The organism is Pseudomonas sp. ChxA, from assembly GCF_030263855.1.
GTDB lineage: Bacteria > Pseudomonadota > Gammaproteobacteria > Pseudomonadales > Pseudomonadaceae > Aquipseudomonas > Aquipseudomonas fluorescens_CB.
Genome location: NZ_JARPMK010000001.1, coordinates 22,562 through 47,645, shown reverse-complemented (window position 1 = coordinate 47,645; position 25,084 = coordinate 22,562). Strand labels below are relative to the sequence as shown.

Here is a 25,084-nt window from a genome sequence, read left to right as displayed (position 1 = left end):
TTAACACAACATAGGAGCATTGAAGGGCTTCACCACCCATTCAGTAACTCTGAGTCACAGTTCACGGGTTAAGTTCCGGCAGGTTCAAAAAACTATTGGAAATAACCCGCGACGCTTTCTGATCTAAAGCGCTCTGCCATCGCCATCACCCTCGGCAATAGCAGAGCCGCGCTGTCAGTGTGCCTGGTCCCAGTTATCGCCCACGCCCACGTCCACCACCAATGGCACGTCCAGCTGGGCCGCCGCACTCATATGCTCGCGGATTTTCTCGCTGACTTGCTCCACCAGATCCTCACGCACCTCAAGCACCAGTTCATCGTGCACTTGCAGGATCACTTTGGCGTCCAGGCCAGACTCGGTCAGCCAGTTGTCCACCAGCACCATGGCTTTCTTGATGATATCCGCCGCGGTGCCCTGCATCGGCGCGTTGATCGCCGTGCGTTCTGCGGCCGCGCGCTCCTGGGGCTTGTTGGAGTTGATGTCCGGCAGATACAGCCGACGCCCAAAGAAGGTTTCGACATAACCCTGGTCGGCCGCCTGGGCGCGGGTGCGCTCCATGTATTCACGAACGCCCGGGTAGCGCGCAAAGTACACATCAATGTAGGCCTTGGCGGTTTTGGTATCGACGCCAATGTCCTTGCCGAGCTTCTGCGCGCCCATGCCGTAGATCAGGCCAAAGTTGATCGCCTTGGCACTGCGGCGCTGGTTGGACGTGACCTCTGTCAGCTCAACCTTGAACACTTCGGCGGCGGTGGCAGTGTGCACGTCCAGGTCATTACGGAACGCATTCATCAGCCCCTCGTCCTTGGACAAATGCGCCATGATCCGCAGCTCGATCTGCGAATAGTCCGCCGCCAGCAACTTGTAGCCCTTGGGCGCGACAAACGCCTGGCGAATTCGCCGCCCTTCGGCCGTGCGCACCGGAATGTTCTGCAGGTTCGGATCACTGGACGACAAACGTCCGGTGGCCGCCACCGCCTGATGATAAGACGTGTGAATACGCCCGGTACGCGGGTTGATCTGCTCCGGCAGACGGTCGGTGTAGGTGCTTTTAAGCTTGCTCATGCTGCGGTACTGCATCAGCACCTTGGGCAACAGGAAGTCATCTTCGGCCAGCTTGGCCAACACTTCTTCAGCCGTGGACGCCTGGCCTTTGCCGGTCTTTTTCAGTACCGGCAAACCGAGTTTTTCGTAAAGAATCGCTCCGAGTTGCTTGGGCGAGCCGAGGTTGAACTCTTCACCGGCGATCTCAAAGGCCTGGCGCTCCAGCTCCACCATCTTGTTGCCCAGCTCGATACTCTGGATGCCCAGCAGCGCCTTATCCACCAGCGCGCCCTGGCGCTCGATACGCGCCAGCACCGGCACCAAGGGAATTTCGATGTCGGTCAGCACACTGGCAAGGCTTGGAATGGCTTCAAGCTGTGCATGCAAAGCCTGATGCAGGCGCAGCGTCACGTCGGCATCTTCGGCGGCGTAAGGGCCAGCTTGCTCAAGCGGGATCTGATCAAACGTCAGCTGCTTGGCGCCTCTACCGGCGATGTCCTGGAAACTGACGGTGTCGTAGTCCAGGTACTTCTTGGCCAGGCTGTCCATATCGTGCCGGGTCGCGGTGGAATTCAGCACATAGGATTCGAGCATGGTGTCGAAAGCGATGCCGCGAACGGTAATACCGTTGGCCTGGTCGCCGCCGATGGCGCAGTTGGCCAGGATGTTCATGTCGAACTTGGCGTGCTGGCCGACCTTGAGCTTGGTCGCGTCTTCCAGCAACGGTTTCAAGGCCAGCAGTACCGTGTCACGGTCCAGTTGCTGCGGCGCGCCGACGTAGGAATGGGTCAGCGGAATGTAGGCCGCTTCATGGGGCTGCACAGCAAAGGAAACCCCGACCAATTGCGCCTGTTGAGCATCGATCCCGGTAGTTTCGGTGTCGAACGCGAACAATTTTGCCGCGCTGAGCTTTTTCAGCCAGGCATCGAATGTCGCCTGGTCGAGGATGGTGGTGTACGACGCTTCTGCGGGTGCCACAACTTCGACGGCCTCTTCAACAACAGGGGCAGCCTTGAGCTCAACGCGCTTGGCATCGCGCTGGATCTCATCAAACCAGCTCTTGAACTCCAGCAGCGTGTACAGCTCCAGCAGCTTTTCGCGGTCCGGCTCGATCAGGTGCAAATCATCCAGGCCCACATCCAGCGGCACGTCGACCTTGATCGTGGCCAGTTGATAGGACAGGAATGCCATCTCCTTATGCTCTTCCAGCTTGGCCGGCAGGGTCTTGGCCCCGCGGATCGGCAAGGTCGGCACGATATCCAACTGCTCATACAACTCTTTGATGCCGCCATTCACGCCCACCAGCAAGCCGGAAGCCGTCTTCGGACCAATGCCCGGAACGCCTGGGATGTTGTCGGACGAATCGCCCATCAGCGCCAGATAGTCAATGATCTGCTCCGGAGCGACGCCAAATTTCTCTTTAACGCCTTCAATGTCCATCGAGCTACCGGTCATGGTGTTGACCAAGGTAATGTGCCCGTCGACCAGCTGCGCCATGTCCTTGTCGCCGGTGGAAATCACCACCGGGCGGGCCGCCGCCGCGCTGCTGCGGGCCAGGGTGCCGATCACATCATCGGCTTCGACGCCTTCAACGCACAGCAACGGGAAGCCCAGGGCGATCACACTCTGGTGCAGTGGTTCGATTTGCAGGCGCATGTCATCGGGCATGCTGGGGCGGTTAGCCTTGTATTCGGCGTACATCTCATCGCGAAAAGTCCCACCCTTGGCGTCGAACACCACCGCGAACGGGCTGTTCGGGTACTGCTTGCGCAGGCTTTTGAGCATGTTCAACACGCCCTTGACCGCACCGGTGGGCAGGCCTTTGGACGTAGTCAGCGGTGGCAACGCGTGGAAGGCGCGGTACAGATAAGAAGAACCGTCCACCAGGACGAGGGGGGCTTGGCTCATGAGCAGGATCAACCTTTTCGGCGGGTCAGGCGCTAGAATAGCCGGACCAATGACGACAAAGGGACAAGGTTATCATGCGTACAGTAAATCGCCTGTTGTTGACCGGCTTGATTGCACTCACTCCGATAGCGGCCATGGCGGCAGATACTGCGCCGTCGGGCGACCCGGAAGTTACCATTCGCACGGAAGGCGACAGGACCATCCAGGAATATCGCCAAAACGGCTTCCTGTACGCAATCAAGATAACCAAGAAGGGATTCCCACCGTATTTCCTGGTGCGCTCGGACGGTACCGATGCGAACTTCATCCGCTCTGACCAGCCGGATATGCTGATCCCGTCATGGAAGATCTTCGAATGGAAATGATTTCTTAACTTAAATTGGCGCCGCGCACTGCGGCGCCCGTACTGGCAGTTTAAACATGTCTGTGTTCACCCCCCTGGCTCGGCCCGAGCTGGAAACCTTTCTCGCCCCTTACGGGCTCGGCCGCCTGCTTGATTTCCAGGGGATTGCCGCGGGCAGCGAAAACACCAACTTCTTTATCAGCCTGGAACAGGGCGAATTCGTCCTGACCCTGGTTGAGCGCGGCCCAGTGGCGGAAATGCCGTTCTTCATCGAACTGCTAGACGTACTCCACGACGCCGACCTGCCGGTGCCTTACGCTCTGCGTACCACCGACGGCGTAGCGCTTCGCGAACTCAAAGGCAAACCGGCGCTGTTGCAACCGCGCCTGGCCGGCAAGCACATCAAAGACGCCAACGCCCAGCATTGCGCCCAGGTCGGCGACCTGCTCGGCCACCTGCACCTGGCGACGCAAGGCGACAAAGTGCTGGAGCGCAAGACCGATCGCGGCCTGGAGTGGATGCTCACTGAAGGCGCGCAGCTTATTTCACACCTGAACGACGCCCAGCAGCGCCTGCTGCAGGCGGCCTTAAGCGAAATCCAAGCCCACAAGGCCGCCATCCTCGCCCTGCCGCGCGCCAACGTGCACGCCGACCTGTTCCGCGACAACGCGATGTTCGAAGGCACGCACCTCACTGGCTTGATCGACTTCTACAACGCCTGCTCAGGCCCGATGCTCTACGACGTGGCAATCGCCTTGAATGACTGGTGTTCCGACGCCGATGGCGTGATTGATGGGCAACGCGCCCGTGCCTTGCTGGGCGCCTACGCGGGCCTGCGGCCGTTCACCGCCAAGGAAGCCGAGCTGTGGCCGACCCTGCTACGCGTGGCGTGTGTGCGCTTCTGGCTGTCGCGCTTGATCGCCGCGGAATCGTTTGCCGGCCAAGATGTGTTGATCCATGACCCGGCCGAGTTCGAGCATCGGCTGGCGCAGCGCCAGCAGGTCACTGTCCACCTGCCGTTCGCGCTCTAGCACTCGACTCGGTCAATGTGGGAGCTGGCTTGTCGAATCGTCGCACCGCTGCGATAGCGGTGTGTCATTCGACATCGCCATCGCAGGCAAGCCAGCTCTTATCAAACAAAAAATAACTCATTGTTTTTGCTCTTAAAAATCAAGCCGCTTTAATCAGCTGCAATCCCAACTTACGTGCCTTGCGTTCCAGGGCGCGCAGTTGTCGGTCTCGGCTACGTTCTTCAAATTCCTCCATTCCCTTCTCAACATAAGGCTGACCTTTGGTCAGCATCGCGTAGATCAGCCGTGCCAGTTGATGAGCTGTCGCCTTGATGGCACAACAGGTGTCCATCCGGGTCAGGCGCGCTCGGTGGCTGGCACCGATAAAACTTTTATCGTTGCGTGCAATAGAGGCAGCTTGCTTCAGCGCTTGCGCAGCTCGATTAATCACTTTCACCGTCTTTCCAGGAAGGGGTTTTCCTCCCGAAATTCTCGTCGGCGGTGCAAGGCCTAGCCACGAACAGAAGTGCTGCGAAGTCGGAAAGCGTGATAAATCCGCCCCAATTCACTGGCCAAAACCAACGCCGTGTCGATTCCGATGGTTGGGATTGCGGTCAAATCCACGCCCATGACCTTGTTCAGCGCGCGATGCAAAATCAGTTGCTGCTCATTTGAGCGGTGTGGGTTGCGCAGTGTTTTGCTGGGCGGAACAACATCCGCCTGAAGAACGGGTAGTCGCTCCAGTGCCTGCGCAATGGCTTGATCACACTCGCCAATCTGTTTTTCCAGAAAATCATAAGCTGCCAACTCCTGACCCAGAGCATGCAAATGCTCGGCTCGCCAATTACCTCGTAAGCTGCGGGCGACAGTAGCCTGGTCGGCTTTGACGCGCTTGTCTCTGAGCATGGCGAGTACTTCGGGGTCCCGTTCGCCTTTAACGATTGCTCGCAAAATGCTCATGCCCGTCACCCCGGCAATGTTGCTGATGACCTGAGCCAGCTGGATGTTCATTTGGACCAGCGCCTTTTGCATCCGATTAAGCGCTTTGGCTTGGTCACGCACCTTATTGCCACGCTGACGGACCAGTGAGCGCAGTGAGCACACTTCGTCCGAGGGCCGAAAAGCGCCTCTCAACAGGCCGTGCGTCATGAGCTGAAGAATCCACTGGCAATCCAGTACATCGGACTTTCGCCCGGTGATTTGCCGAGTCGCGCGGGAGTTAACGAGATAGACCTCAAAGCCTCGTCTATCCAATATTTCGAAAAGCGGGATCCAATAAACGCCGGTCGCCTCCATCGCCACCATCTTGACGCCCATGGACTCAAACCAATCGGCCATGGCGTGCAAATCGTCGGTGAAGGTTGAAAACCTTTTAACCGGGTCATCGCATTTCGTCGGATCAACGGCAGCCAAATGTTCACCGCCGCCAACATCAACGGCAGCGCAGTCAGGGTGAATAACTTCAAACCGTTTTTGGTTCTTGCGCGTCATGACAATTCCTCGCAGGATTGAATGACGCGGGCGGGGTACACGGTGGCGAGCGGATTCACTCTCTTATACGTGGTCACAGCTAGCTGTGCCGACAATGACTCCACGCCGATACCGTGCAGGCCACTCTCCCACTCGGGTGCTGTCACACCAGTGCTGGTTACGGCCTTTGCCCCGCCCGCGTTCTTCAACCTTACGATGAACCAGTTTGATGCGCGACAGCGCTACATCGAAGAGGTGGCGGGGCCTCCCACAGTCATTCTGTGTCGGCTGTCAGAGCGACTCCAGGCACCCGGCCAAGTCATTCCCCAGCTTCTCCAGCACTTGCTCGTAACCCTGCGCCGTCGCCGGGGTATAACCGCCCAACGCGTCCAGCTCCGCCAACTTCACCGGCAAGCCCGCCACCAAAGTCTCGGCCAAACGCGGACGCAGCGGCGGCTCGCTGAACACGCACGTCTTACCCACTTCCTGCAGACGCGTACGCATTGCGGCAACATGCTGAGCGCCCGGCTGCACTTCGGCGGCCACGCTGAACACGCCAGTGTGCTTGAGCCCGTAAGCGTCTTCGAAGTAGTCAAACGCCTCGTGGAACACGAAGTATGGCTTGTCGCCGACGGCGGACAGACGCGTCTTCAAGCGTGCATCCAAAGCATCCAGGCGCTCATCGAACGCCTTCACGTTGCTCTGATAACGCGCTGCGTTGGCCGGGTCGGCAGTGCTGAGATCGGACGCCATGCGCGCAGCGATCACGCGGGCATTGACCGTCGACAACCACAAGTGCGCATCCAGGCTGCCAGGGCGGTGATCGTGGTCGTGTTCGTCGGCATCATCGGCATGCGAGTGGCTATCTTCGGCGAACCGACGCAACTTCATCCCAGGCAAGTCCTGAACGGCCACGGTCGGCAGGCTACGCCCCTTGAGTACGCGCGGCAGGAAGCTCTCCATGTCCGGGCCGATCCAATACAGCAAGTCTACCGACTGCACGCGCCGTACGTCGGATGGGCGCAGGGCATAGTTATGCGGCGATGCGCCGGGCGGCAACAGCACCTCTGGGATCGCCACGCCGTCCTGCACGGCGGCGGCAATCAACTGCAATGGTTTGATGCTCGTCAGCACCTTGACCTCAGCCTGAGCGGCCCCAGCGATGAACAAACTGGTGACAAATACGACAAAAACGGGAAAAAGTCGGGACACGATGACCACTCAATGGCGTAGGAACAGGTAACATAATAACGTCTCTATCAAATGTCTGTCGCCGCTCATGCCTAAAACACCGCTTGCCAGCCGTCCCCACGACCACTCTCACTGCGTACACACCGCGCTGTCAGAGGCCGATACCCTGTGCGCACAGAAAGGCTTGCGCCTGACCGCCCTGCGTCGTCGGGTGCTGGAGCTGGTGTGGCAAAGCCACAAGCCGCTGGGCGCCTACGACATTCTTGGCGTGCTCAGCGAGCAGGACGGCCGCCGCGCAGCGCCGCCGACGGTGTACCGCGCGCTGGACTTTTTGCTGGAAAACGGCCTGGTACACCGTATCGCCTCCCTCAATGCCTTTGTCGGCTGCAGCCACCCGGAACACGCGCACCAGGGCCAGTTCCTGATCTGCCGCGAGTGCCATGCCGCCATCGAGCTTGAACAAAAAAGCATCAGCGACGCTATCGTTAAAAGCTCCGCCGACGTGGGCTTTAAGGTCGAAGGGCAAACGGTCGAAGTGGTGGGGCTCTGCTCCGGTTGCCAGGGGGCTTGATGAGCAACGCGTTAATCCGCCTGGAACAGGTTGGGGTCACGTTCGCCGGGCAAAACGTGCTGGATAACATCGCCCTGAGCGTAGAGCCAGGGCAGATCGTGACGCTGATCGGCCCCAATGGCGCCGGCAAGACCACGCTGGTGCGCGCCGTGCTCGGCCTGCTCAAGCCCGACACTGGCAGCGTGTGGCGCAAGCCCAAGCTGCGCGTCGGTTACATGCCGCAAAAATTACACGTCGATCCAACCCTGCCCCTGTCCGTGCTGCGCTTCCTGCGCCTGGTGCCTGGCGTCGACCGCGCGCGCGCGCAGGCGGCGCTCAAGGAAGTCGGCGCCGAACAGGTCATCGACAGCCCGGTACAGAGCATCTCCGGCGGCGAAATGCAGCGCGTATTGCTGGCCCGCGCCCTGTTGCGCGAACCCGAGCTGTTGGTACTTGATGAACCTGTACAAGGCGTCGATGTTGCCGGGCAGGCCGAGCTGTACAGCCTGATCACCCGCCTGCGCGACCGCCACGGCTGCGGCGTGCTGATGGTCTCCCACGACCTGCACCTGGTGATGAGCACCACGGATCAAGTGGTGTGCCTCAACCGCCACGTGTGCTGCTCCGGCCACCCGGAACAGGTGAGCGGCGACCCGGCATTTGTCGAGCTGTTCGGCAAAAACGCGCAGAGCCTGGCGATTTACCACCACCATCACGACCACGCCCATGATTTGCATGGCGCCGTGGTCGACGATCCCGCTACGCCTCAACCTCACGTTCATGGAGATAGCTGCAAGCATGGCTGATTTTCTGCTCTACGCCCTGCTGGCAGGCTTGGCTTTGGCACTGGTGGCGGGCCCCTTGGGCTCGTTCGTGGTCTGGCGGCGCATGGCCTATTTTGGCGACACGTTGTCGCATGCTGCGCTGCTGGGCGTGGCCATGGGGTTCTTGCTGGATGTAAGCCCGACCATCGCCGTCACCGTAGGCTGCCTGCTGCTGGCAGTGCTGCTGGTGACCCTGCAACAGCGCCAGCCGCTGGCCTCGGACACGCTGCTGGGCATCCTCGCGCCGAGCACGCTGTCGCTGGGCCTGGTGGTATTGAGCTTTATGCATGAAGTGCGCATCGACCTGATGGCCTACCTGTTCGGTGATTTGTTGGCGATCAGCCCCACCGACCTTGCCTGGATCCTCGGCGGCAGCGCCGCTGTGCTGGTGCTGCTGGTGACCCTGTGGCGTCCACTGCTGGCAATTACCGTGCACGAAGAGCTGGCCACCGTCGAAGGTTTGCCCGTGCCGGCGCTGCGCATGACCCTGATGCTGTTGATCGCGGTGGTGATTGCTGTCGCAATGAAGATTGTCGGCGTATTGTTGATCACGTCGCTGCTGATCATTCCCGCAGCCGCCGCCCAGCGCCATGCCCGCTCACCGGAGCAGATGGCGATCGGCGCCAGTTTGCTGGGCATGCTCGCCGTGTGCGGGGGCCTGGCGCTGTCCTGGTTCAAGGACACGCCGGCCGGACCGTCGATTGTGGTCACGGCCGCCGCCCTGTTTCTGCTGAGTTTTGTCCTGCCCCGTCGAGGGGTGTAGACTTGCTCGCTTTTTGCGCAAATAGAGAGTCGCAGGAATGAAGCCGTTCAACTCCCGTTATCTGCTCCTTGCCGCATTTTCCCTGCTGCTGGGCGCCTGCCAAAGCACACCGCCCGCCGCCCCTGAGGCACCGGACCCGCGTGCTGCGGCCATCGCGCAGCTGGAGCAAAACCTGGCCAGCAGTGAACTGGCCACCGCCGAAGACGAGCTGGCCGCATTGCAGGCCCAGTCGCCCAACGACCCGGCGCTGGAAAACTACCAGCGCCAATTGGCTGAAGCCTACCTGCAGCGCAGCCAGATCGTGTTGCAAAAAGGTGATGTGAATGCTGCCGCTACGGCGTTAAGCCGCGCACGCGCCTTGATGCCCAAGGCTCCGGCGCTCACTGGCGGCGTCAACAGCGCCATTAGCCACGCGCGCAAAGCCGAGCTGGATAAAGCCGAAGCCGCCCTGAAAGCCGCTGAAGCCAAGCCACCCGCCAAGGTCATCGACCCGGCGGCTGAAAGCACCACGGTTGCGCTGAACCTCACCGATATTGAAGAACTTCGCCATCAGTTGGATGCGATCGCCACCGATGTGGTGAATTACCAGTGCGATGTGACCATTCAAGCGCCGCGCACCCAGGATTACCCGTGGCTGGCCACACTGCTGACCAAACGGGTGAAGCGCATTGATTCGGCGTATGACCTGAAGATTCACCGGCAGATTGTGAAACACATCCCGGCGCAGGTTGTGTTGATTCCGCGCAAAACCGAGTAAAGCCATCGCAGGCAAGCCAGCTCCCACCTTTGACCGCATTCCAAACCTGGAACTGGGTCAAAGGTGGGAGCTGGCTTGTCTGCGATAGCGGCCTAACAAACAACCCACTTCTTAAGCTGGAATCGCCTTGGCCTTAGGCTCCCGCGCCCACACCCGATGCTGCGCAATCGCCGCAAAGAATGCCTTGAACGCCTTGGCATCCGCGCCAACGATCAACCCCGCATCTGCCTCCAGCTTGAGCTGATCCAGCAACGGCTTGGCCTCACTGGCAACCGCAATCGCCTTCAAGTGCTTGTACGCCTCCAACACGAAGTGCAACGCCACGCCATCGCCGCTCAAGGCCTTGATCGACTCTTTACCGCCCGGCACGAACACCGCATCAAACGCCACCGACGGCATGCCTTCCATCGACGCATCCACCGGCAGGCTCTTGCCATCCGCAGTCTTCACCGGTGCCGACGTCGGCCCCAGCACCTTGGCATGCGCACCTTCGGCGGCCAGCGCCTTCTTCAGCGCCGCAATCGCCGCACCGTCCACACCGTTAGCCGCAAGAATTGCGACTTTGCGTGTTTTGATGTCGCCCGACAGCAGGTTCACCTGGCTCAACGCTGGCGACTCTTTCAGCGACGTCTTGCGTGACGGTACGGTGCCTTTGGTCGGTGCCGGCAAGCCGAGGTTCTGCGCCACGCGCTTGGCCAGCTCCAGGTCGATATTGGCCAGAATCTCGTTGACCTGACGCGCGCGGATAAACTCACGCTCCACCTTGCCCAACTCGAAGCTGTAGGCCGCGATGATGTGCTCTTTCTCGTGGTGGCTCATGCTGTGGAAAAACAGCGTGGCTTGCGAGAAATGGTCGCCGAACGACTCACTGCGCTCACGCACCTTGTTGGCGTCGACGCGCTCGTAATAAGTCTCGAACCCGCCATCCTGAGCAGCCGGTGGCGTTTCTTTTGGCCAACCGCCATCAATCGAATTCGGCTCGTAGGCTGCACGGCCCATGTCGATCACCGTGCGATGCTGAGCATCGCGCTGGCCGTTGTGGAAAGGCGTAACCGGCCGGTTGATCGGCAGCTCATGGAAGTTCGGGCCACCAAGTCGGCTGATCTGCGTATCGGTATAGGAAAACAGACGGCCTTGCAGCAGCGGGTCGTTGGTGAAGTCGATACCCGGCACGATATGGCCTGGGCAAAAGGCGACCTGTTCGACCTCGGCAAAGAAGTTGTCCGGGTTGCGGTTGAGCACCATTTTGCCCAGCGGCGTAATCGGCACCAGCTCTTCGGGGATGATCTTGGTCGGATCGAGCAGGTCGAAGTCGAACTTGTGTTCGTCCTCTTCGGCAACGATTTGCACGCCCAATTCCCACTCAGGGTAATCACCGCCCTCAATCGCTTCCCACAGATCGCGACGGTGGTGATCGGTGTCTTTACCTGCAAGCTTTTGCGCTTCGTCCCACACCAGCGAGCAGGTGCCGACTTTCGGGTGCCAGTGGAATTTAACGAAGCTGGACTTACCTTCGGTATTGATCAACCGGAAGGTGTGAATACCAAAACCCTGCATGGAGCGCAGGCTTTTCGGAATGGCGCGGTCAGACATGGCCCACAGCACCATATGTGCCGATTCCGGCTGCAACGAGACGAAATCCCAGAACGTATCGTGGGCCGAGCCGCCGGTAGGAATCTCGTTATGCGGCTCAGGTTTTACCGCATGCACAAAGTCCGGAAACTTGATCGCATCCTGGATAAAGAAGATCGGCATGTTGTTGCCCACCAGGTCGAAGTTGCCTTCGTCGGTGAAGAACTTCACCGCAAAGCCGCGCACGTCACGCACGGTATCGCCCGAACCACGCGGGCCTTGCACGGTGGAGAAGCGTACGAACACCGGGGTTTTATGCTCCGGGTTACGCAGGAAACCAGCCTTGCTCAGCGCCGAATGGTTCTGATACGTCTGGAAATAACCATGGGCACCGGTGCCACGGGCATGCACGATGCGCTCCGGGATACGCTCATGGTCAAAGTGCGTGATTTTTTCACGCATGATGAAGTCTTCCAGCAGCGAGGGGCCACGGGCGCCGACTTTAAGGGTGTTCTGGTTGTCGGAAATCTTTACGCCCTGGTTGGTGCGCAGCGCCTGGCCGGTCGCATCGGAGCGAAACTCTTCCAGGGCCTGCAGCTTGGCGTTGGTGTTGCCACGGTCCAGGGTATCGGTGCCCGCAAGCTCACTCTTAGGCGGGGTGGCTGGCTTCTTGGTACTCATCAGGCAAAACTCCTTAATCAAAGTGGCCAGAGCGGTCCCCGGCTCGTTTGAGCAAAACCCCAGGCACGGCACCTGAGGAAATCGCGTTGCTTAAGTAGTGACTGATGGGGTTTTTAGCCGTTCCTTTTTTATGACCTTTGATCGCGTTATTGCCAAATCGCTGGTTGAATGCGAAATAAATGCTAAGAAACGCTATACGGACAGGCTAAAATGCGCGCCCGGCTAACCGCTGATCCCTTTTCAATGCGCCCCACAAGGTTCGCTACGTGATCGAGTTTCATAACGTCCATAAAACCTACCGCGTCGCCGGTAAGGAAATCCCCGCCCTGCACCCCACCAGCCTGCGCGTCGAAAACGGCCAGGTGTTCGGCCTGATTGGCCACTCCGGTGCGGGTAAAAGTACCCTGCTGCGCCTGATCAATCGCCTGGAACAGCCGAGCGGCGGTCAGATCAACGTCGACGGTGAAGAAGTCACCGCCCTGGACGCCAACGGCCTGCGCCGTTTTCGCCAGCAAGTCGGCATGATCTTCCAGCACTTCAACCTGCTGGCGTCCAAGACCGTCGCCGACAACGTGGCGTTGCCACTGACCCTGGCCGGCGAGTTGTCGCGTAAAGACATCGACCTGCGCGTGGCTGAACTGCTCGCCCGCGTGGGCCTGTCGGACCATGCCAAGAAGTACCCGGCACAGTTGTCCGGCGGCCAGAAACAGCGCGTCGGCATCGCCCGCGCCCTGGCGACCAAGCCAAAGATTCTGCTGTGCGACGAAGCCACCAGCGCCCTCGACCCGCAGACCACCGCCTCGGTGCTCAAATTGTTGGCCGAGATCAACCGCGAGTTGAAGCTGACCATCGTACTGATCACCCATGAAATGGACGTGATCCGCCGCGTGTGCGACCAAGTTGCGGTGATGGACGCCGGCGTGATCGTCGAGCAAGGCTCGGTGGCCGAGGTGTTCCTGCACCCCAAGCACCCGACCACCAAGCGTTTCGTGCAAGAAGCCGAGCAAGTCGACGAGGGCGAGCAGCATGATGTGTTTGCCCATGTGCCAGGCCGCATCGTGCGCCTGACGTTCCAGGGCGAAGCGACCTACGCGCCATTGCTGGGGACCGTCGCCCGCGAAACGGGAGTGGACTACAGCATCCTTGCCGGTCGTATCGACCACATTAAAGATACCCCCTACGGGCAACTGACCCTCGCCGTGACCGGTGGGGATATGGACGCCGCCTTCGCCCGCTTTACTGCGGCAGACGTCCACATGGAGGTTCTGCGCTAATGGAAGTCCTGTTGAGTTTCTTCGCCAATATCGACTGGTCCGAAATCTGGCTGGCAACCGGCGACACCATGACCATGCTGTTCGGTTCGCTGTTCTTCACCGTGGTGCTGGGCCTGCCGTTGGGCGTGCTGTTGTTCCTGACCAGCCCGCGCCAGCTGTTTGAACAAAAAGGCCTGTACGCGCTGCTGTCGCTGATCGTGAACATCCTGCGTTCGCTGCCGTTCATCATCCTGCTGATTGTGATGATCCCGTTCACCGTACTCATCACCGGCACTTCGCTGGGGGTGGCCGGCGCGATCCCGCCGCTGGTGGTAGGTGCGACGCCGTTCTTCGCGCGCCTGGTGGAAACGGCCTTGCGTGAAGTGGACCGCGGCATCATCGAGGCCACGCAGTCCATGGGCGCCAGCACGCGTCAGATCATCACCAACGCGCTGCTGCCCGAAGCTCGCCCTGGCATTTTCGCGGCGATTACGGTGACGGCTATTACACTGGTTTCCTACACGGCCATGGCCGGTGTGGTGGGTGCCGGTGGCTTGGGTGACCTGGCGATCCGCTTCGGTTATCAGCGTTTCCAGACCGATGTGATGGTGGTCACCGTGGTGATGCTGTTGATCCTGGTGCAAATTCTGCAAACCGTCGGCGACAAGCTGGTGGTGCATTTTTCTCGAAAATAACGGCCATTGCCGGCCCCCGCCGGCACATGCCCGAACAAGGAGCTTGTTGGATGAAAAAACTACTGGTTGCTTTCGCCGCCGTTGCCGCGTTTTCTGCCCATGCTGCCGAGACTATTACAGTCGCTGCATCGCCGGTGCCCCACGCGGAAATCCTCGAATTCGTGAAGCCTGCACTCGCCAAAGAAGGCGTGGACCTGCAGGTCAAAGTCTTCACCGACTACGTGCAGCCAAACGTACAAGTGGCTGAGAAGCGTCTGGACGCCAACTTCTTCCAGCACCAGCCTTACCTGGATGAGTTCAACAAAGCCAAGGGCACTCACCTGGTGAGCGTTGGCGCGGTACACCTGGAACCCCTGGGCGCTTACTCCAGCAAGTACAAAAAGCTGGAAGACCTGCCAAGCGGCGCCAATGTCGTGATCCCGAACGACGCCACCAACGGCGGCCGCGCCCTGCTGCTGCTGGCCAAGCACAACCTGATCACCCTGAAGGACCCGACCAACATCCTGTCGACCATCAAGGACATCACCGCCAACCCGAAAAACCTGAAATTCCGCGAACTGGAAGCTGCCACGCTGCCACGCGTGCTGACCCAGGTCGACCTTGCGCTGATCAACACCAACTACGCCCTGGAAGCCAAGCTGGACCCATCCAAGGATGCGCTGGTGATCGAAGGCAACGACTCGCCTTACGTGAACATCCTGGTGACCCGCGAAGACAACAAAGATTCGGACGCCGTGAAGAAGCTGGTTGCAGCCCTGCACACGCCTGAAGTGAAAGCGTTCATTCTTGAGAAGTACAAAGGCGCGATTCTGCCGGCGTTCTGATCCAGAGCTACGCCGTAAACCTAATGTGGGAGCGGGCTTGCCCGCGATAGCAGAGTGTCAGTCACTGAAGATGTTGACTGGCCTGCCGCTATCGCAGGCAAGCCAGCTCCCACATTTGCTTTGTGTTGTTAGTGATCGTTCCCACGCTCCGCGTGGGAATGCAGCCCGGGACGCTCTGCGTCCCGCTGTTGAGGTCGCGACGCAGAGCGTCACAGGAGGCATTCCCATGCAGAGCGTGGGAACGATCAAAAAATGTGGGAGCGGGCTTGCTCGCGAAGGCGGTGGTTCAGTCACTTATTAGTCGACTGACACTGCGCATTCGCGAGCAAGCCCGCTCCCACATTTGTTTTGTGTTGATTGAAAGATCTTGAGTTCTGACTCGACGTTCAACCCTTGCACAAAACCACTGTGGGAGCTGGCTTGCCTGCGATAGCGGCGGGTCAGCAACTGAGATGCAAGCTGGTCCACCGCTATCGCAGGCAAGCCAGCTCCCACAGGTGATTTGTGTTGTTTGCTGGGGTGGTGACCGGCTTATTTGCGCTGTAGCAAACCCGGCAACTGCGCCACCAGCTTTTGATTATTCAACGGCGCACGAATAAACCCACGCTGCGTGCCGTCCGGGCCGATCAACGCCAGGTTGCCGCTGTGGTCCACGGTGTAGTTGGGCTTACTGGTATCGGCCGGAATAAACGGAATGCTCACCGCGTTCGAAACCTTCTGCACATCCTCCACATTCGCGCCGGTCAGGCCTTCGAATTGCGGGTCGAAGTAGCCCAGGTACTGCTTGAGCTGGGTCGGCGTGTCGCGGTTGGGGTCGACGCTGACCAGAATCACCTGCAACTTATCCACCGCCTCTTTAGGCAATTCGCTCTTGATCTGGCGCAGTTGCGCGAGGGTGGTCGGGCAGATGTCCGGGCAGAAGGTGTAACCGAAGAACAGCAGGCTCCATTTTCCTTTCAACTCGTTGACCACCACCGGCTGGCCGTCCTGATTGGTCATGGTCACCGGCGGCAGCTGGCGGCTTTGCGGCAGCAGGATAATGCCGGCGTCGATCAGTGCAGTAGGGTCGCCCTGGCCTTTGCCGCTGAGCACTTTGTTAACGGTCAGGCCCATGATCAACGCGACGATGGCCACCAGGATAAAGACGGTTTTTTGAGTTCGAGTCATAGGTTCAACAATAGGTAGTGGTCGACGAGCAGCGCGATAAACAGCAGCAGCAAGTACCAGATAGAGTACTTGAAGGTGTTGATCGCCGCGTGCGGCTTGCTGCCACGGTACAGCACCCAGGCCCATTGCAGAAAGCGCCCGCCCAATACCAGCGCACACGCCAGGTACAACAGGCCGCTCATATGGATCACATAGGGCATGAAGCTCACCGCCAGCAGGGCGAAGGTGTAGAGCAGGATATGCACCTTGGTGTAGTGCTCGCCGTGGGTGACCGGCAACATCGGGATATCGGCCTTGGCGTATTCCTCCTTGCGGTGAATGGCCAGGGCCCAGAAGTGCGGCGGGGTCCAGGCGAAGATGATCAGCACCAGCAGCAGCGGCTCGGCGCTGACATGCCCGGTAACCGCGACCCAGCCGAGCAGCGGTGGCGCAGCACCGGCCAGGCCGCCGATAACGATATTTTGTGGCGTGGCACGCTTGAGAAAGCCGGTGTAGATCACCGCGTAACCCAGCAATGAGGCCAACGTGAGCCAGGCCGCCAACGGGTTGGTGAACGCCAGCAACAAGGCCAAACCTGCAACAGCCAGAAACAATGCAAACGCCAATGCCGCCACGGGTGACACGCGCCCTTCTGCCAACGGCCGTTTATGCGTGCGCGCCATCACCGCATCGATGCGCCGATCCACCACATGGTTAACCGCTGCCGCACCACCGGCACACAGGGCAATACCCAAATTGCCGAACACCAGCACCGTCCACGGCACCCCGGCGCGGGTCGCCAGGAACATGCCCACCAAGGACGTGATGAGCATCAGCACCACCACTTTCGGCTTGGTCAGCTCCAGGTAATCGCGCCAGATCGCCTGATCGTGACGCGCGCCGATCAAGGTCGCCATGGCATCTCTCCTTTAAGGGTGATGAGGCCCGACACGTGTTTGCGCGGGATAAAACGCCAGCCAAACGGCAGCTGATTGCGTACCCGGACCAGGCTGGTACGGGCGTGGTAATTGACCAGCACCAGCGTCAGCAATAAACCCGCCCCGCCTGCGTTGTGCCCGACCGCCACCGGCAGCGGCAAGCCGAACGCCACATTGCTCACGCCCAGGCAGATTTGCGCCGCGAGGGCGATCAGCAGCAGGCCCGCCAGCCGCGTCATGCCCACTGCGCGCAATTGCCAGGCAAGGCCCAGCAGCACCAGCGTCACCAGCACCGCGCCGATGCGATGGGTCAGGTGGATGGCCGTGCGCGCTTCACTGTCGAGCTGGCCACCGAGGTAATTGGGGCCGATATGCTGGGTGAGGTGAAACCCGTTGGCAAAGTCCGCCGCCGGCCACCATTCGCCATGGCACGTCGGCAAGTCGACACAGGCCACGGCCGCGTAGTTGGAACTGACCCAACCACCCAGCGCAATCTGCCCGATCACCAGCACCAACCCAGCCGTGGCCCAATATTGCAGGCGCTTGGGCACGATCAATGCGGGCAACACGCCGGACAGGCGCAAGGTCAGCAAAAACAGCAGGCTCAATGTGGCAAAACCGCCAAGCAAATGCCCCGTGACCACTTGCGGCCACAGCTTGAGCGTCACCGTCCACATACCGAACGCCGCCTGGGCAAACACCACCGCCAACACAAACAGCGGCAGTTTCACTGGCTGCCCCGGATCACGCCGATGGCTCCACGAGCGTGCGGCCAGCAGCACGATCAGCAAGCCCAAGGTGCCGGCGAAGTAGCGATGCGTCATCTCGGCCCAGCCCTTGTCGGCCTCTACCGGAGTATCGGGAAAATGCAGCTCGGCATGCGCCAGCTGGGCTTCGCTTTGCGGCACGCTGATAAACCCGTAGCAGCCGGGCCAGTCCGGGCAGCCGAGGCCGGCGTGGGTCAGCCGCGTGTAGGCGCCGAGTAGCACGACCAGCAGCGCCAGTAAGGTGGCAAACAACGCGAGGCGAAATCCAGGTTTGGCCATGACGATGCCCTTATCCGATGTTCGACAGTTTCAGCAGCAGGCGCAGGTCGTTGAGCAAGTCCTTGCCCTTGACCTTGGCGTCATAGCGCAGCACCAGGTTGCCGTGCGGGTCGACGATCCACAGTTGCGCCTCACCCGGCGCGGCGGCGTTTTTACTGAAGGTGGTCAGGTCCAGCGGGTAGCGCTGCAGTTGCGGGTATTCGGCCTTGAGCTTGGCGTCGTAATCGCTGCTCACCGGTTGCGCGCCGGCCAGGGCATGGCTGGCGCGGGAGGCATCCCGACCCAGGCTGATTTGCAGTTGCCGCGCCAGGTACACCAGTTGCTGGCACTCGGCGGCGCAGGCGGTGGGCGCAGTGACCAACAGCTGCCAGCGATCTTCATCGGCCTGCACGCCGATGTCGGCGCGGGTCTGGCCGTTGCCGATCATCTCGCCGTGGTAACTGCGGCTGTCGGGCACCCAGAACTGCAACTTGTACATAAAGGTGGCCAGCGCCATCGGGCCGATCACCATCATCAGGATCAGAATCAGCTGCCAGCGGCCTTTGCGCCGGTCGGGCGCCTCAGACGTGCTGGGTGGATTCATGGCCGCTCCCATGGGGTTTCTCCTTTTTGTTATGCCATCCGAGGTAGAGGTAAAGCGCCAGCAACGCCAGTGCCATGGCGAACCACTGCACGGCGTAGCCCAGGTGTTTTTCCGGGCCCATGGCGACCACCGGCCAGGTCGTGTCGTAGGTTCCAGGGCCAGGCTCGGCGCGCAGCTCAAAGGCAAAACCGCTGCGGCCCAACTCCGCCCAGAGCGCGGCGGGATGCAGCGCAGTCAGCAAGCGCGGCCATTGCGTGGTGGCGGGGTCGGCGTGCAGTTGGAAGGTTTCGCCAGGCGCGATGTACACCCAGGCATCCAGATTCAGAGGTTGTTCAGGCGTGGTGAACACGGGCGGCGTGCGCCGGTCCGGCCACGGCAACCAGCCGCGATTGAGCAACAGCCATTCGCCGCTGGCCTGGTCGTGAAAGGGCTGCAACAGTTCAACACCGGCCTTGCCGTCGCGCATGCGGTTGTCGAGCAGCACGCTGTGCTCAGCATCGAACTGGCCGCGCAGGCGCACCCGGCGAAAGGCCGGGTCAGCCATGCCCTCGAGCTGCACGCTGCTGACCGGCTCAGCCACACGCCGTTCGGCATAGCTGTCCACCAACAGCTGTTTTTCATGCCCGCGAGCCAGTTGCCAGAACCCCAGGCCCACCATCAGCGGCAGCAATACCAACACCACCAGCGTGGGAGCGAGCCCTGGGCGAAAGTCTTTTATGGCGCTGGCTATACTTGTTTTCATTGCCCGCCTTTTCATTGCCCGCCCATCCGAATGGAACCTGACCATGCTCAAAGCAGCCATTGCCCTGATGCTGATCGCGACTGTCGTGAGCCTGTTCAGTGGCTTGTTCTTTCTGGTCAAGGACGAGGGCAACTCCAACCGCCTCGTCACTGCCTTGACCGTGCGTGTTGTACTGGCCGCGATCACCGTGGGCTTGATCGCCTGGGGCTTTTTCAGTGGCCAGCTGGTCTCTCATGCACCGTGGTAAAACGCCTCACAGCACATAAACGAAGAAAAACAGGCCAATCCACACCACATCCACAAAGTGCCAATACCAACTGGCCGCCTCAAAACCGAACTGGTGCTCGGCGTTGAAGTGCCCCTTGAGGATGCGCATCAGCATCACGAACAGAATGATGGTGCCGATGGTCACGTGGGCGCCGTGAAAGCCGGTGAGCATGAAGAAGGTCGCGCCGTACACGCCCGAGCCAAGGGTCAGGCCCAGCTCTTTGTAAGCGTGCATGTACTCCTCAGCCTGAAAGCCCAAAAAGGCCCAACCCAGCAGCACCGTGAGCGCCAGCCAGATTTTCAGCGCGCCGCGATGGCCCTTGCGCAACGCGTGGTGGGCAATGGTGATGGTCACGCTGGAGCTGACCAGCAAGATCGTATTCACCAGCGGCAAGCCCCACGGGCTGATGGTGCCTTCGGGCGGCGGGTACATTTTCGGGTCGGGGTTGTTGAGCAACGGCCAGGCAAATTCGAAGTTCGGCCACAGCATATGCGCGACGCCCTTGGAGCCTTCACCCGCCAGCCATGGCGCGGACATATGCCGCACATAAAACAGCGCGCCGAAGAACGCGATAAAGAACATCACCTCGGAAAAGATGAACCAGGTCATGCCCCAGCGAAACGAGCGATCCATCTGCGGGCTGTACAAACCCGCGCGGCTTTCCTTGATGACCGCGCCGAACCAGCCGAACAGCATGTAGGCCAGCAACAGCCCGCCGACGAAAAAGATCCACGGGCCGTGGGATTCCGGGCGCGCCGCCTTCAGGTCGTTGAACCACACGGCCAGGCCGTACACCGTGATCAACATGCCAAACGTAGCAATTATTGGCCATTTGCTTTGCGCTGGTACGTAGTACGTATCATGAGACGACATGTATTCGCTCTCCTGATTGAGGGGGCAAACAGTAGCTAGCCGCCGGTATGGACGGCCACCGGCGGTTGACGCGCAGTGATGTCAAACAGCGTGTATGCCAGGGTCAAATGCTTCACATCCTTGGGCATGGCGCGATCGACGATAAAGCGCACGGGCATTTCTATGCGCTGACCTGGCTGCAGCACTTGCTGGGTGAAGCAAAAACATTCGGTCTTGTGGAAATACATCGCCGCTTCGGCCGGGGAAATGCTCGGCACGGCCTGGGCGGTCATGGGTTTATCTGTGGGGTTGTAGGCCACGAACAGCATCTCGGTGACAGCGCCAGGGTTGACCACGACCTCATCGGCCTTGGAGTGGAATTCCCACACCATGTCGATGGCATTGGTGGACATGAATTGCACGCGCACTTGGCGCGTGGGGTCCACCACCTGCTCGCCTTCGTACTGCCCGGCAGTCTTGCCGTTAATGCCGAACGCCTTGCACATCACGTCGTAGATCGGCACCAGGGCGAAGCCGAAGGCGAACATGGCCACTACCAGGATCAGCAGGCGAGTGACCAGGCGCTTGATGGGGACGGATTCAAGCATGGCGCTCACCCGCTTCTGGTTTTTCTGTGGGAGCTGGCTTGCCTGCGATGAGGCCCAGGCAGGCAATACATTCTGTGCCTGAAACACCGCTATCGCAGGCAAGCCAGCTCCCACAGGACACCGAGTCGACCTGCATCAAGGCGTTCACTTGACCTCCGGCGGCGTCGTAAACGTGTGGTACGGCGCGGGCGAGGGGATGCTCCATTCCAGGCCTTCGGCGCCATCCCACGGCTTGGCCGGCGCCGGTGGGCCGCCACGGATGCACTTGATCACGATAAACAGGAAGAAGATCTGCGTAGCGCCAAACATGAACGCGCCGATCGAGGAAACCATGTTGAAGTCGGCGAACTGCAGGTTGTAGTCCGGCACCCGGCGCGGCATGCCGGCCAGGCCGACAAAGTGCATCGGGAAGAACGCCATGTTCATGCCCACAAAAGACAGCCAGAAGTGCAGCTTGCCCAGGGTTTCGTCGTACATGTGGCCGGTCCATTTCGGCAGCCAGTAGTAGGCCGAAGCGAAGATGCCGAAGATCGCGCCGGGCACCAGTACGTAATGGAAGTGCGCCACCACAAAGTAGGTGTCGTGGTACTGGAAGTCTGCCGGGGCAATCGCCAGCATCAGCCCGGAGAAACCGCCGATGGTGAACAGAATCACAAAAGCCACGGCAAACAACATCGGCGTCTCGAAAGTCAGCGAGCCTTGCCACATGGTGCTCACCCAGTTGAACACCTTCACCCCCGTGGGCACTGCGATCAGCAGCGTGGCGTACATGAAGAACAGCTCCCCCACCAACGGAATGCCTACCACGAACATGTGGTGCGCCCACACGATGAACGACAGAAACGCGATGCTCGCCGTGGCGTAAACCATTGAGGTGTAGCCGAACAGCGGCTTGCGCGAGAAGGTCGGGATGATCGAGCTGACGGCGCCAAACGCCGGCAGGATCATGATGTACACCTCGGGGTGGCCGAAGAACCAGAACACATGCTGGAACAGCACCGGGTCACCGCCACCGGCCGCACTGAAGAAGCTGGTGCCGAAGTGAATGTCCATCAGCATCATGGTCACGCAACCGGCCAGCACCGGCATCACCGCGATCAGCAGGAAGGCGGTGATCAGCCAGGTCCACACGAACAGCGGCATTTTCATCAAGGTCATGCCGGGCGCGCGCAGGTTGAGAATGGTGGCGACCACGTTGATCGCGCCCATGATCGAGCTGATGCCCATCAGGTGAATGGCAAAGATGAAAAACGTCACGCTTTCCGGCGCGTAGGTGGTGGAGAGCGGGGCGTAGAAAGTCCAGCCGAAATTCGGCCCGCCGCCCGGCGTGAATAACGTCGAGACCAGCAGCAGGAACGCTGCCGGCAATAGCCAGAAACTGAAGTTGTTCATGCGCGGCAAGGCCATGTCCGGCGCGCCGATCATCAGCGGGATCATCCAGTTGGCCAGGCCGACGAATGCCGGCATCACCGCGCCAAACACCATGATCAGGCCGTGCATGGTGGTCATCTGGTTGAAGAACGCCGGCTGCACAATCTGCAGGCCGGGCTGGAACAGCTCGGCGCGGATCACCATGGCGAACGAGCCGCCGAGCAGAAACATGGTGAAGGCGAACCACAGGTACATCGTGCCGATGTCTTTGTGGTTGGTGGTCAGCACCCAGCGCATCAAGCCTTTGGCGGGGCCATGGGCATGGTCGGCATGACCATGGTCGATCACAGTGCTCATGGCCGTTCTCCTGCAAAGGAATGGGCTGTGCGGTTCAGGGCATACGCAGTTGAGGCCATCATTTGCTTTCCGCCTGTTTCAGAGCCAGCACGTCTTTGGGCGTGACCATGTCGCCTTTGTTGTTGCCCCAGGCGTTGCGTTCGTAGGTGACCACGGCGGCGATATCGACTTCCGACAGCTGTTTGCCGAACGCCGCCATGGCGGTGCCGGGCTTGCCGAAGTACACGCGGTGCAAGTGATCTTCCTTAGGCCCGGTAGCAATCGGCGAGCCTTTGAGTGCCGGGAACATCGGCGGCAAGCCCTGGCCTTCGGCCTGGTGACAGGCCACGCAGGTGGTGTGGTAAACCTTGTCGCCACGCGCCACCAACTCATCCAGCGTCCACTCTTTGGACGTCAGCTCCTTGAGCTTGGCGGCCTCTGCTTTGCGCTCGCCCAGCCAGGTGTCGTAGTCGGCCTTGGATTTGACCTCGACCACAATCGGCATGAAGCCGTGGTCTTTGCCGCACAGTTCGGCGCACTGGCCACGGTAGATGCCGGGCTTCTCGACCCGGGTCCAGGCCTCGTTGACGAAGCCGGGGATCGCATCGCGCTTGACCGCAAAGGCCGGCACCCACCAGGAGTGGATCACGTCGGCGGCCGTCACCAGAAAGCGCACCTTGGCGCCCACCGGCAGCACCAGCGGCTGGTCGACTTCGAGCAAGTAGTGCTCGCCCTTGGTGGCCTGGTTATGGATCTGCTCGGCGGGTGTGGCCAGGTTGCTGAAGAACTCCACGTCCTGGCCCAGGTATTTGTAGTGCCACTTCCACTGATAGCCGGTGACCTGGATATCGATATCCGACTCACTGCTGTCGTAAATGTTGATCAGGGTTTTGGTCGCCGGAATGGCCATGGCCACCAGGATCAGCAAGGGCACCACGGTCCAGAGGATTTCCACGGTCGTGCTCTCGTGGAACTTGGCCGCCACCTGGCCCGTGGAGCGCCGGTGCAGGATCATCGACCAGAAAATCGCGCCAAACACGACGATGCCGATCACCACACAGATCCAGAAAATGGTCATGTGCAGGTCAAACACGGCGTGACTGACTTCAGTAGCCCCTGGCGCCATATTCGTTGTCCAGGCGGCGTGCGCCTGGCCGAATACTGACCACAACAGTAGGCCCATCCAAACGTGTGGATGTCGCGTCATTGCGGGTTCCCCTTTATGTTTCTTGTTATCCCGCCGGTTTGCACCTGCGGCGAAGGGAGCGGCTTCCATACTGCTTACAACCGCCAAGCCTTGCCTGCGTCATGCAGTTGGGCGTCATCAGCTAATTGCGTACAAACCCGAGTATAGACAGCGCCTGCAACCCCGCAATGTGTAGGGGCAAATGAGCAAAAACAGACGGGCGGACCCAATAAAACCGGGCGCGCAAACGTTTATCCGACGAACGATGGCATTTCGATATAACGCACACGCATAACCATGAAATAATTATGACAAATGCGTCTTAGGCGCTCGTATAAACGAGCTACCTTATCCTCTCCCTTTTCCTACGCCTGTTTCACTGGAGCCTTCATGAACACCGCCGCATTGCGCGAGCAGATTTCCCGTGCCCATCAACACGAAGCCACTACGGGCCAGCTTGCCCAGCAACTGGAAAAACAATTGCCGCACCTGCATTCGGCCATTTCCCTGGCTGACGGTGATCGCAACATTGTCATGACCCGCTTTGTCACTGCCTACATCGAACTGGTTCCGGACTTGCTGGAAGCCGCCAACGATGTGGCCCGCGAAGCCGGTATCGAAAGCCAGATCAAACCGGTGCTGAAAATCGCCGAGCATTTCTTCCTGCAGCCGCCTGCAATCCTGGCCGGTCATGAAGGCCTGGACGGCTTGCTGGATGAGGCCTACCTGGCTCACCGCTTGGTTGAAGAGGTCAACGACCTGTATATCAAGCATTTCGGCCAGCCGTTGATTCCGGCGGATACCACCGTCGCCAACTTGATTGCCCATCAACTGATTGGTGAGCAATTCGCCAATCAGCTGGATGAGGCGGTGCATTTGGCGGTGGATGAAATGCTCAACGACGAAAGCTTTGCGCTGGAGTCGGTTGAGGCGTATCGCGAACAGCTCAAAAGCCCGGCAACGGAAGCGGCGTGGAAGCGCTGGCCGTGCCTGTCGCGGCAGTTGGGCGTTGAGTTGGCGCTGGATCAGCCCGCCTGATGCTCAAGCCAACATAGAACCACTGTGGGAGCCGGGCTTGCCCGCGATGGCGGAGTGTCAGTCAACCAATTAGCTGACTGACCCA

The 25,084-nt window shown here is 60.1% G+C and carries 23 protein-coding genes and 1 pseudogene; 11 read left to right on the top strand and 13 right to left on the bottom strand.

Annotated elements, in window-relative coordinates:
* Nucleotides 1–174 precede the first annotated feature (174 nt).
* A complete protein-coding gene (polA, locus tag P5706_RS00220) occupies nt 175–2,952 on the bottom strand; it encodes a DNA polymerase I (RefSeq protein WP_285678271.1) in 2,778 nt (925 codons plus the stop codon).
* 74 nt (nt 2,953–3,026) lie between these two features.
* Here polA and P5706_RS00215 point away from each other — a divergent pair, with 74 nt between their 5' ends.
* Both P5706_RS00215 and P5706_RS00210 read left to right on the top strand, forming a co-directional pair.
* A complete protein-coding gene (locus P5706_RS00215; protein ID WP_200430960.1) occupies nt 3,027–3,317 on the top strand; it encodes a DUF2782 domain-containing protein in 291 nt (96 codons plus the stop codon).
* Nucleotides 3,318–3,372: 55 nt separating this feature from the next.
* Nucleotides 3,373–4,326 carry a homoserine kinase gene (locus P5706_RS00210; protein WP_200430961.1) on the top strand — a complete coding sequence of 318 codons (954 nt, stop codon included), beginning with the start codon at nt 3,373–3,375 and terminating at the stop codon, nt 4,324–4,326.
* Nucleotides 4,327–4,465: 139 nt separating this feature from the next.
* Here P5706_RS00210 and P5706_RS00205 read toward each other — a convergent pair.
* Together P5706_RS00205 and P5706_RS00200 are read right to left on the bottom strand one after the other, a co-directional pair.
* Nucleotides 4,466–5,796: pseudogene (locus tag P5706_RS00205) on the bottom strand (IS110 family RNA-guided transposase).
* A gap of 270 nt (nt 5,797–6,066) precedes the next feature.
* Nucleotides 6,067–6,996, bottom strand: a complete 930-nt coding sequence (locus P5706_RS00200) for a zinc ABC transporter substrate-binding protein (protein ID WP_200430962.1) — start codon at nt 6,994–6,996, stop codon at nt 6,067–6,069.
* Nucleotides 6,997–7,054: 58 nt separating this feature from the next.
* On the opposite strand from P5706_RS00200, the gene zur reads away from it, so the two are divergent.
* The 4 genes from zur to P5706_RS00180 are packed head-to-tail and all read left to right on the top strand — an operon-like array spanning nt 7,055 to nt 9,860.
* Nucleotides 7,055–7,537: a zinc uptake transcriptional repressor Zur gene (gene zur, locus P5706_RS00195; protein ID WP_056861009.1), complete on the top strand. Its 483-nt coding sequence runs from the start codon at nt 7,055–7,057 to the stop codon at nt 7,535–7,537.
* On the top strand, nt 7,537–8,322 hold the full coding sequence (gene znuC, locus P5706_RS00190; RefSeq protein ID WP_056861008.1) for a zinc ABC transporter ATP-binding protein ZnuC: 786 nt from the start codon (nt 7,537–7,539) through the stop codon (nt 8,320–8,322). The genes zur and znuC overlap by 1 nt, the downstream gene beginning before the upstream one ends.
* The gene (gene znuB / locus P5706_RS00185; RefSeq protein WP_058421933.1) at nt 8,315–9,103 is read left to right on the top strand and encodes a zinc ABC transporter permease subunit ZnuB; all 789 of its coding nucleotides are present in this window, start codon (nt 8,315–8,317) and stop codon (nt 9,101–9,103) included. Before znuC ends, znuB begins: the two co-directional genes overlap by 8 nt.
* A 37-nt stretch (nt 9,104–9,140) precedes the next feature.
* A complete protein-coding gene (locus P5706_RS00180) occupies nt 9,141–9,860 on the top strand; it encodes a PA5502 family lipoprotein (RefSeq protein WP_200430963.1) in 720 nt (239 codons plus the stop codon).
* A gap of 111 nt (nt 9,861–9,971) precedes the next feature.
* Here P5706_RS00180 and katE read toward each other — a convergent pair whose 3' ends face one another.
* Nucleotides 9,972–12,113, bottom strand: coding sequence for a catalase HPII (gene katE, locus P5706_RS00175; protein WP_285678270.1), 2,142 nt, complete (start codon nt 12,111–12,113; stop codon nt 9,972–9,974).
* 266 nt (nt 12,114–12,379) lie between these two features.
* Here katE and P5706_RS00170 point away from each other — a divergent pair, with 266 nt between their 5' ends.
* Genes P5706_RS00170 through P5706_RS00160 form a run of 3 tightly spaced genes read left to right on the top strand, consistent with a single transcriptional unit; the run spans nt 12,380 to nt 14,885 of the window.
* Nucleotides 12,380–13,387, top strand: a complete 1,008-nt coding sequence (locus P5706_RS00170) for a methionine ABC transporter ATP-binding protein (protein ID WP_200430965.1) — start codon at nt 12,380–12,382, stop codon at nt 13,385–13,387.
* Complete coding sequence (locus P5706_RS00165) at nt 13,387–14,061, top strand: methionine ABC transporter permease (protein WP_099488106.1); 675 nt, start codon at nt 13,387–13,389, stop codon at nt 14,059–14,061. Before P5706_RS00170 ends, P5706_RS00165 begins: the two co-directional genes overlap by 1 nt.
* 50 nt (nt 14,062–14,111) lie before the next feature.
* On the top strand, nt 14,112–14,885 hold the full coding sequence (locus P5706_RS00160; RefSeq protein ID WP_065902797.1) for a MetQ/NlpA family ABC transporter substrate-binding protein: 774 nt from the start codon (nt 14,112–14,114) through the stop codon (nt 14,883–14,885).
* Nucleotides 14,886–15,416: 531 nt separating this feature from the next.
* On the opposite strand, the gene P5706_RS00155 is transcribed toward P5706_RS00160, so the two are convergent.
* The 5 genes from P5706_RS00155 to P5706_RS00135 are packed head-to-tail and all read right to left on the bottom strand — an operon-like array spanning nt 15,417 to nt 19,340.
* Nucleotides 15,417–16,052 carry an SCO family protein gene (locus P5706_RS00155; protein ID WP_056861000.1) on the bottom strand — a complete coding sequence of 212 codons (636 nt, stop codon included), beginning with the start codon at nt 16,050–16,052 and terminating at the stop codon, nt 15,417–15,419.
* On the bottom strand, nt 16,049–16,948 hold the full coding sequence (gene cyoE / locus P5706_RS00150) for a heme o synthase (protein ID WP_065931975.1): 900 nt from the start codon (nt 16,946–16,948) through the stop codon (nt 16,049–16,051). Before cyoE ends, P5706_RS00155 begins: the two co-directional genes overlap by 4 nt.
* Nucleotides 16,936–18,015 (bottom strand): COX15/CtaA family protein, encoded by a 1,080-nt coding sequence (locus tag P5706_RS00145; protein WP_017137895.1) that lies wholly within the window; start codon nt 18,013–18,015, stop codon nt 16,936–16,938. The genes cyoE and P5706_RS00145 overlap by 13 nt, the downstream gene beginning before the upstream one ends.
* A 10-nt stretch (nt 18,016–18,025) precedes the next feature.
* A complete protein-coding gene (locus tag P5706_RS00140; protein ID WP_285678268.1) occupies nt 18,026–18,610 on the bottom strand; it encodes a PA_0111/PP_0108 family redox-active disulfide protein in 585 nt (194 codons plus the stop codon).
* On the bottom strand, nt 18,576–19,340 hold the full coding sequence (locus tag P5706_RS00135) for an SURF1 family protein (protein ID WP_200430968.1): 765 nt from the start codon (nt 19,338–19,340) through the stop codon (nt 18,576–18,578). Before P5706_RS00135 ends, P5706_RS00140 begins: the two co-directional genes overlap by 35 nt.
* 43 nt (nt 19,341–19,383) lie before the next feature.
* Between P5706_RS00135 and P5706_RS00130 the strand changes: the two genes are divergently transcribed.
* Nucleotides 19,384–19,587: a twin transmembrane helix small protein gene (locus tag P5706_RS00130; protein WP_016969525.1), complete on the top strand. Its 204-nt coding sequence runs from the start codon at nt 19,384–19,386 to the stop codon at nt 19,585–19,587.
* A gap of 6 nt (nt 19,588–19,593) precedes the next feature.
* Here the strand turns inward: P5706_RS00130 and P5706_RS00125 are convergent, their stop codons facing one another.
* From P5706_RS00125 to coxB, 4 genes are all read right to left on the bottom strand, one after another.
* Nucleotides 19,594–20,481 (bottom strand): cytochrome c oxidase subunit 3, encoded by an 888-nt coding sequence (locus P5706_RS00125; protein ID WP_017137899.1) that lies wholly within the window; start codon nt 20,479–20,481, stop codon nt 19,594–19,596.
* A gap of 35 nt (nt 20,482–20,516) precedes the next feature.
* The gene (locus P5706_RS00120; RefSeq protein ID WP_026013768.1) at nt 20,517–21,068 is read right to left on the bottom strand and encodes a cytochrome c oxidase assembly protein; all 552 of its coding nucleotides are present in this window, start codon (nt 21,066–21,068) and stop codon (nt 20,517–20,519) included.
* Nucleotides 21,069–21,212: 144 nt separating this feature from the next.
* Nucleotides 21,213–22,796 carry a cytochrome c oxidase subunit I gene (ctaD, locus tag P5706_RS00115; RefSeq protein ID WP_017137901.1) on the bottom strand — a complete coding sequence of 528 codons (1,584 nt, stop codon included), beginning with the start codon at nt 22,794–22,796 and terminating at the stop codon, nt 21,213–21,215.
* A 58-nt stretch (nt 22,797–22,854) separates the two neighbouring features.
* Nucleotides 22,855–23,982 (bottom strand): cytochrome c oxidase subunit II, encoded by a 1,128-nt coding sequence (gene coxB / locus P5706_RS00110; protein ID WP_285678266.1) that lies wholly within the window; start codon nt 23,980–23,982, stop codon nt 22,855–22,857.
* A gap of 369 nt (nt 23,983–24,351) precedes the next feature.
* Here coxB and P5706_RS00105 point away from each other — a divergent pair, with 369 nt between their 5' ends.
* The gene (locus P5706_RS00105; protein WP_200430970.1) at nt 24,352–24,999 is read left to right on the top strand and encodes a hypothetical protein; all 648 of its coding nucleotides are present in this window, start codon (nt 24,352–24,354) and stop codon (nt 24,997–24,999) included.
* Nucleotides 25,000–25,084 lie beyond the last annotated feature (85 nt).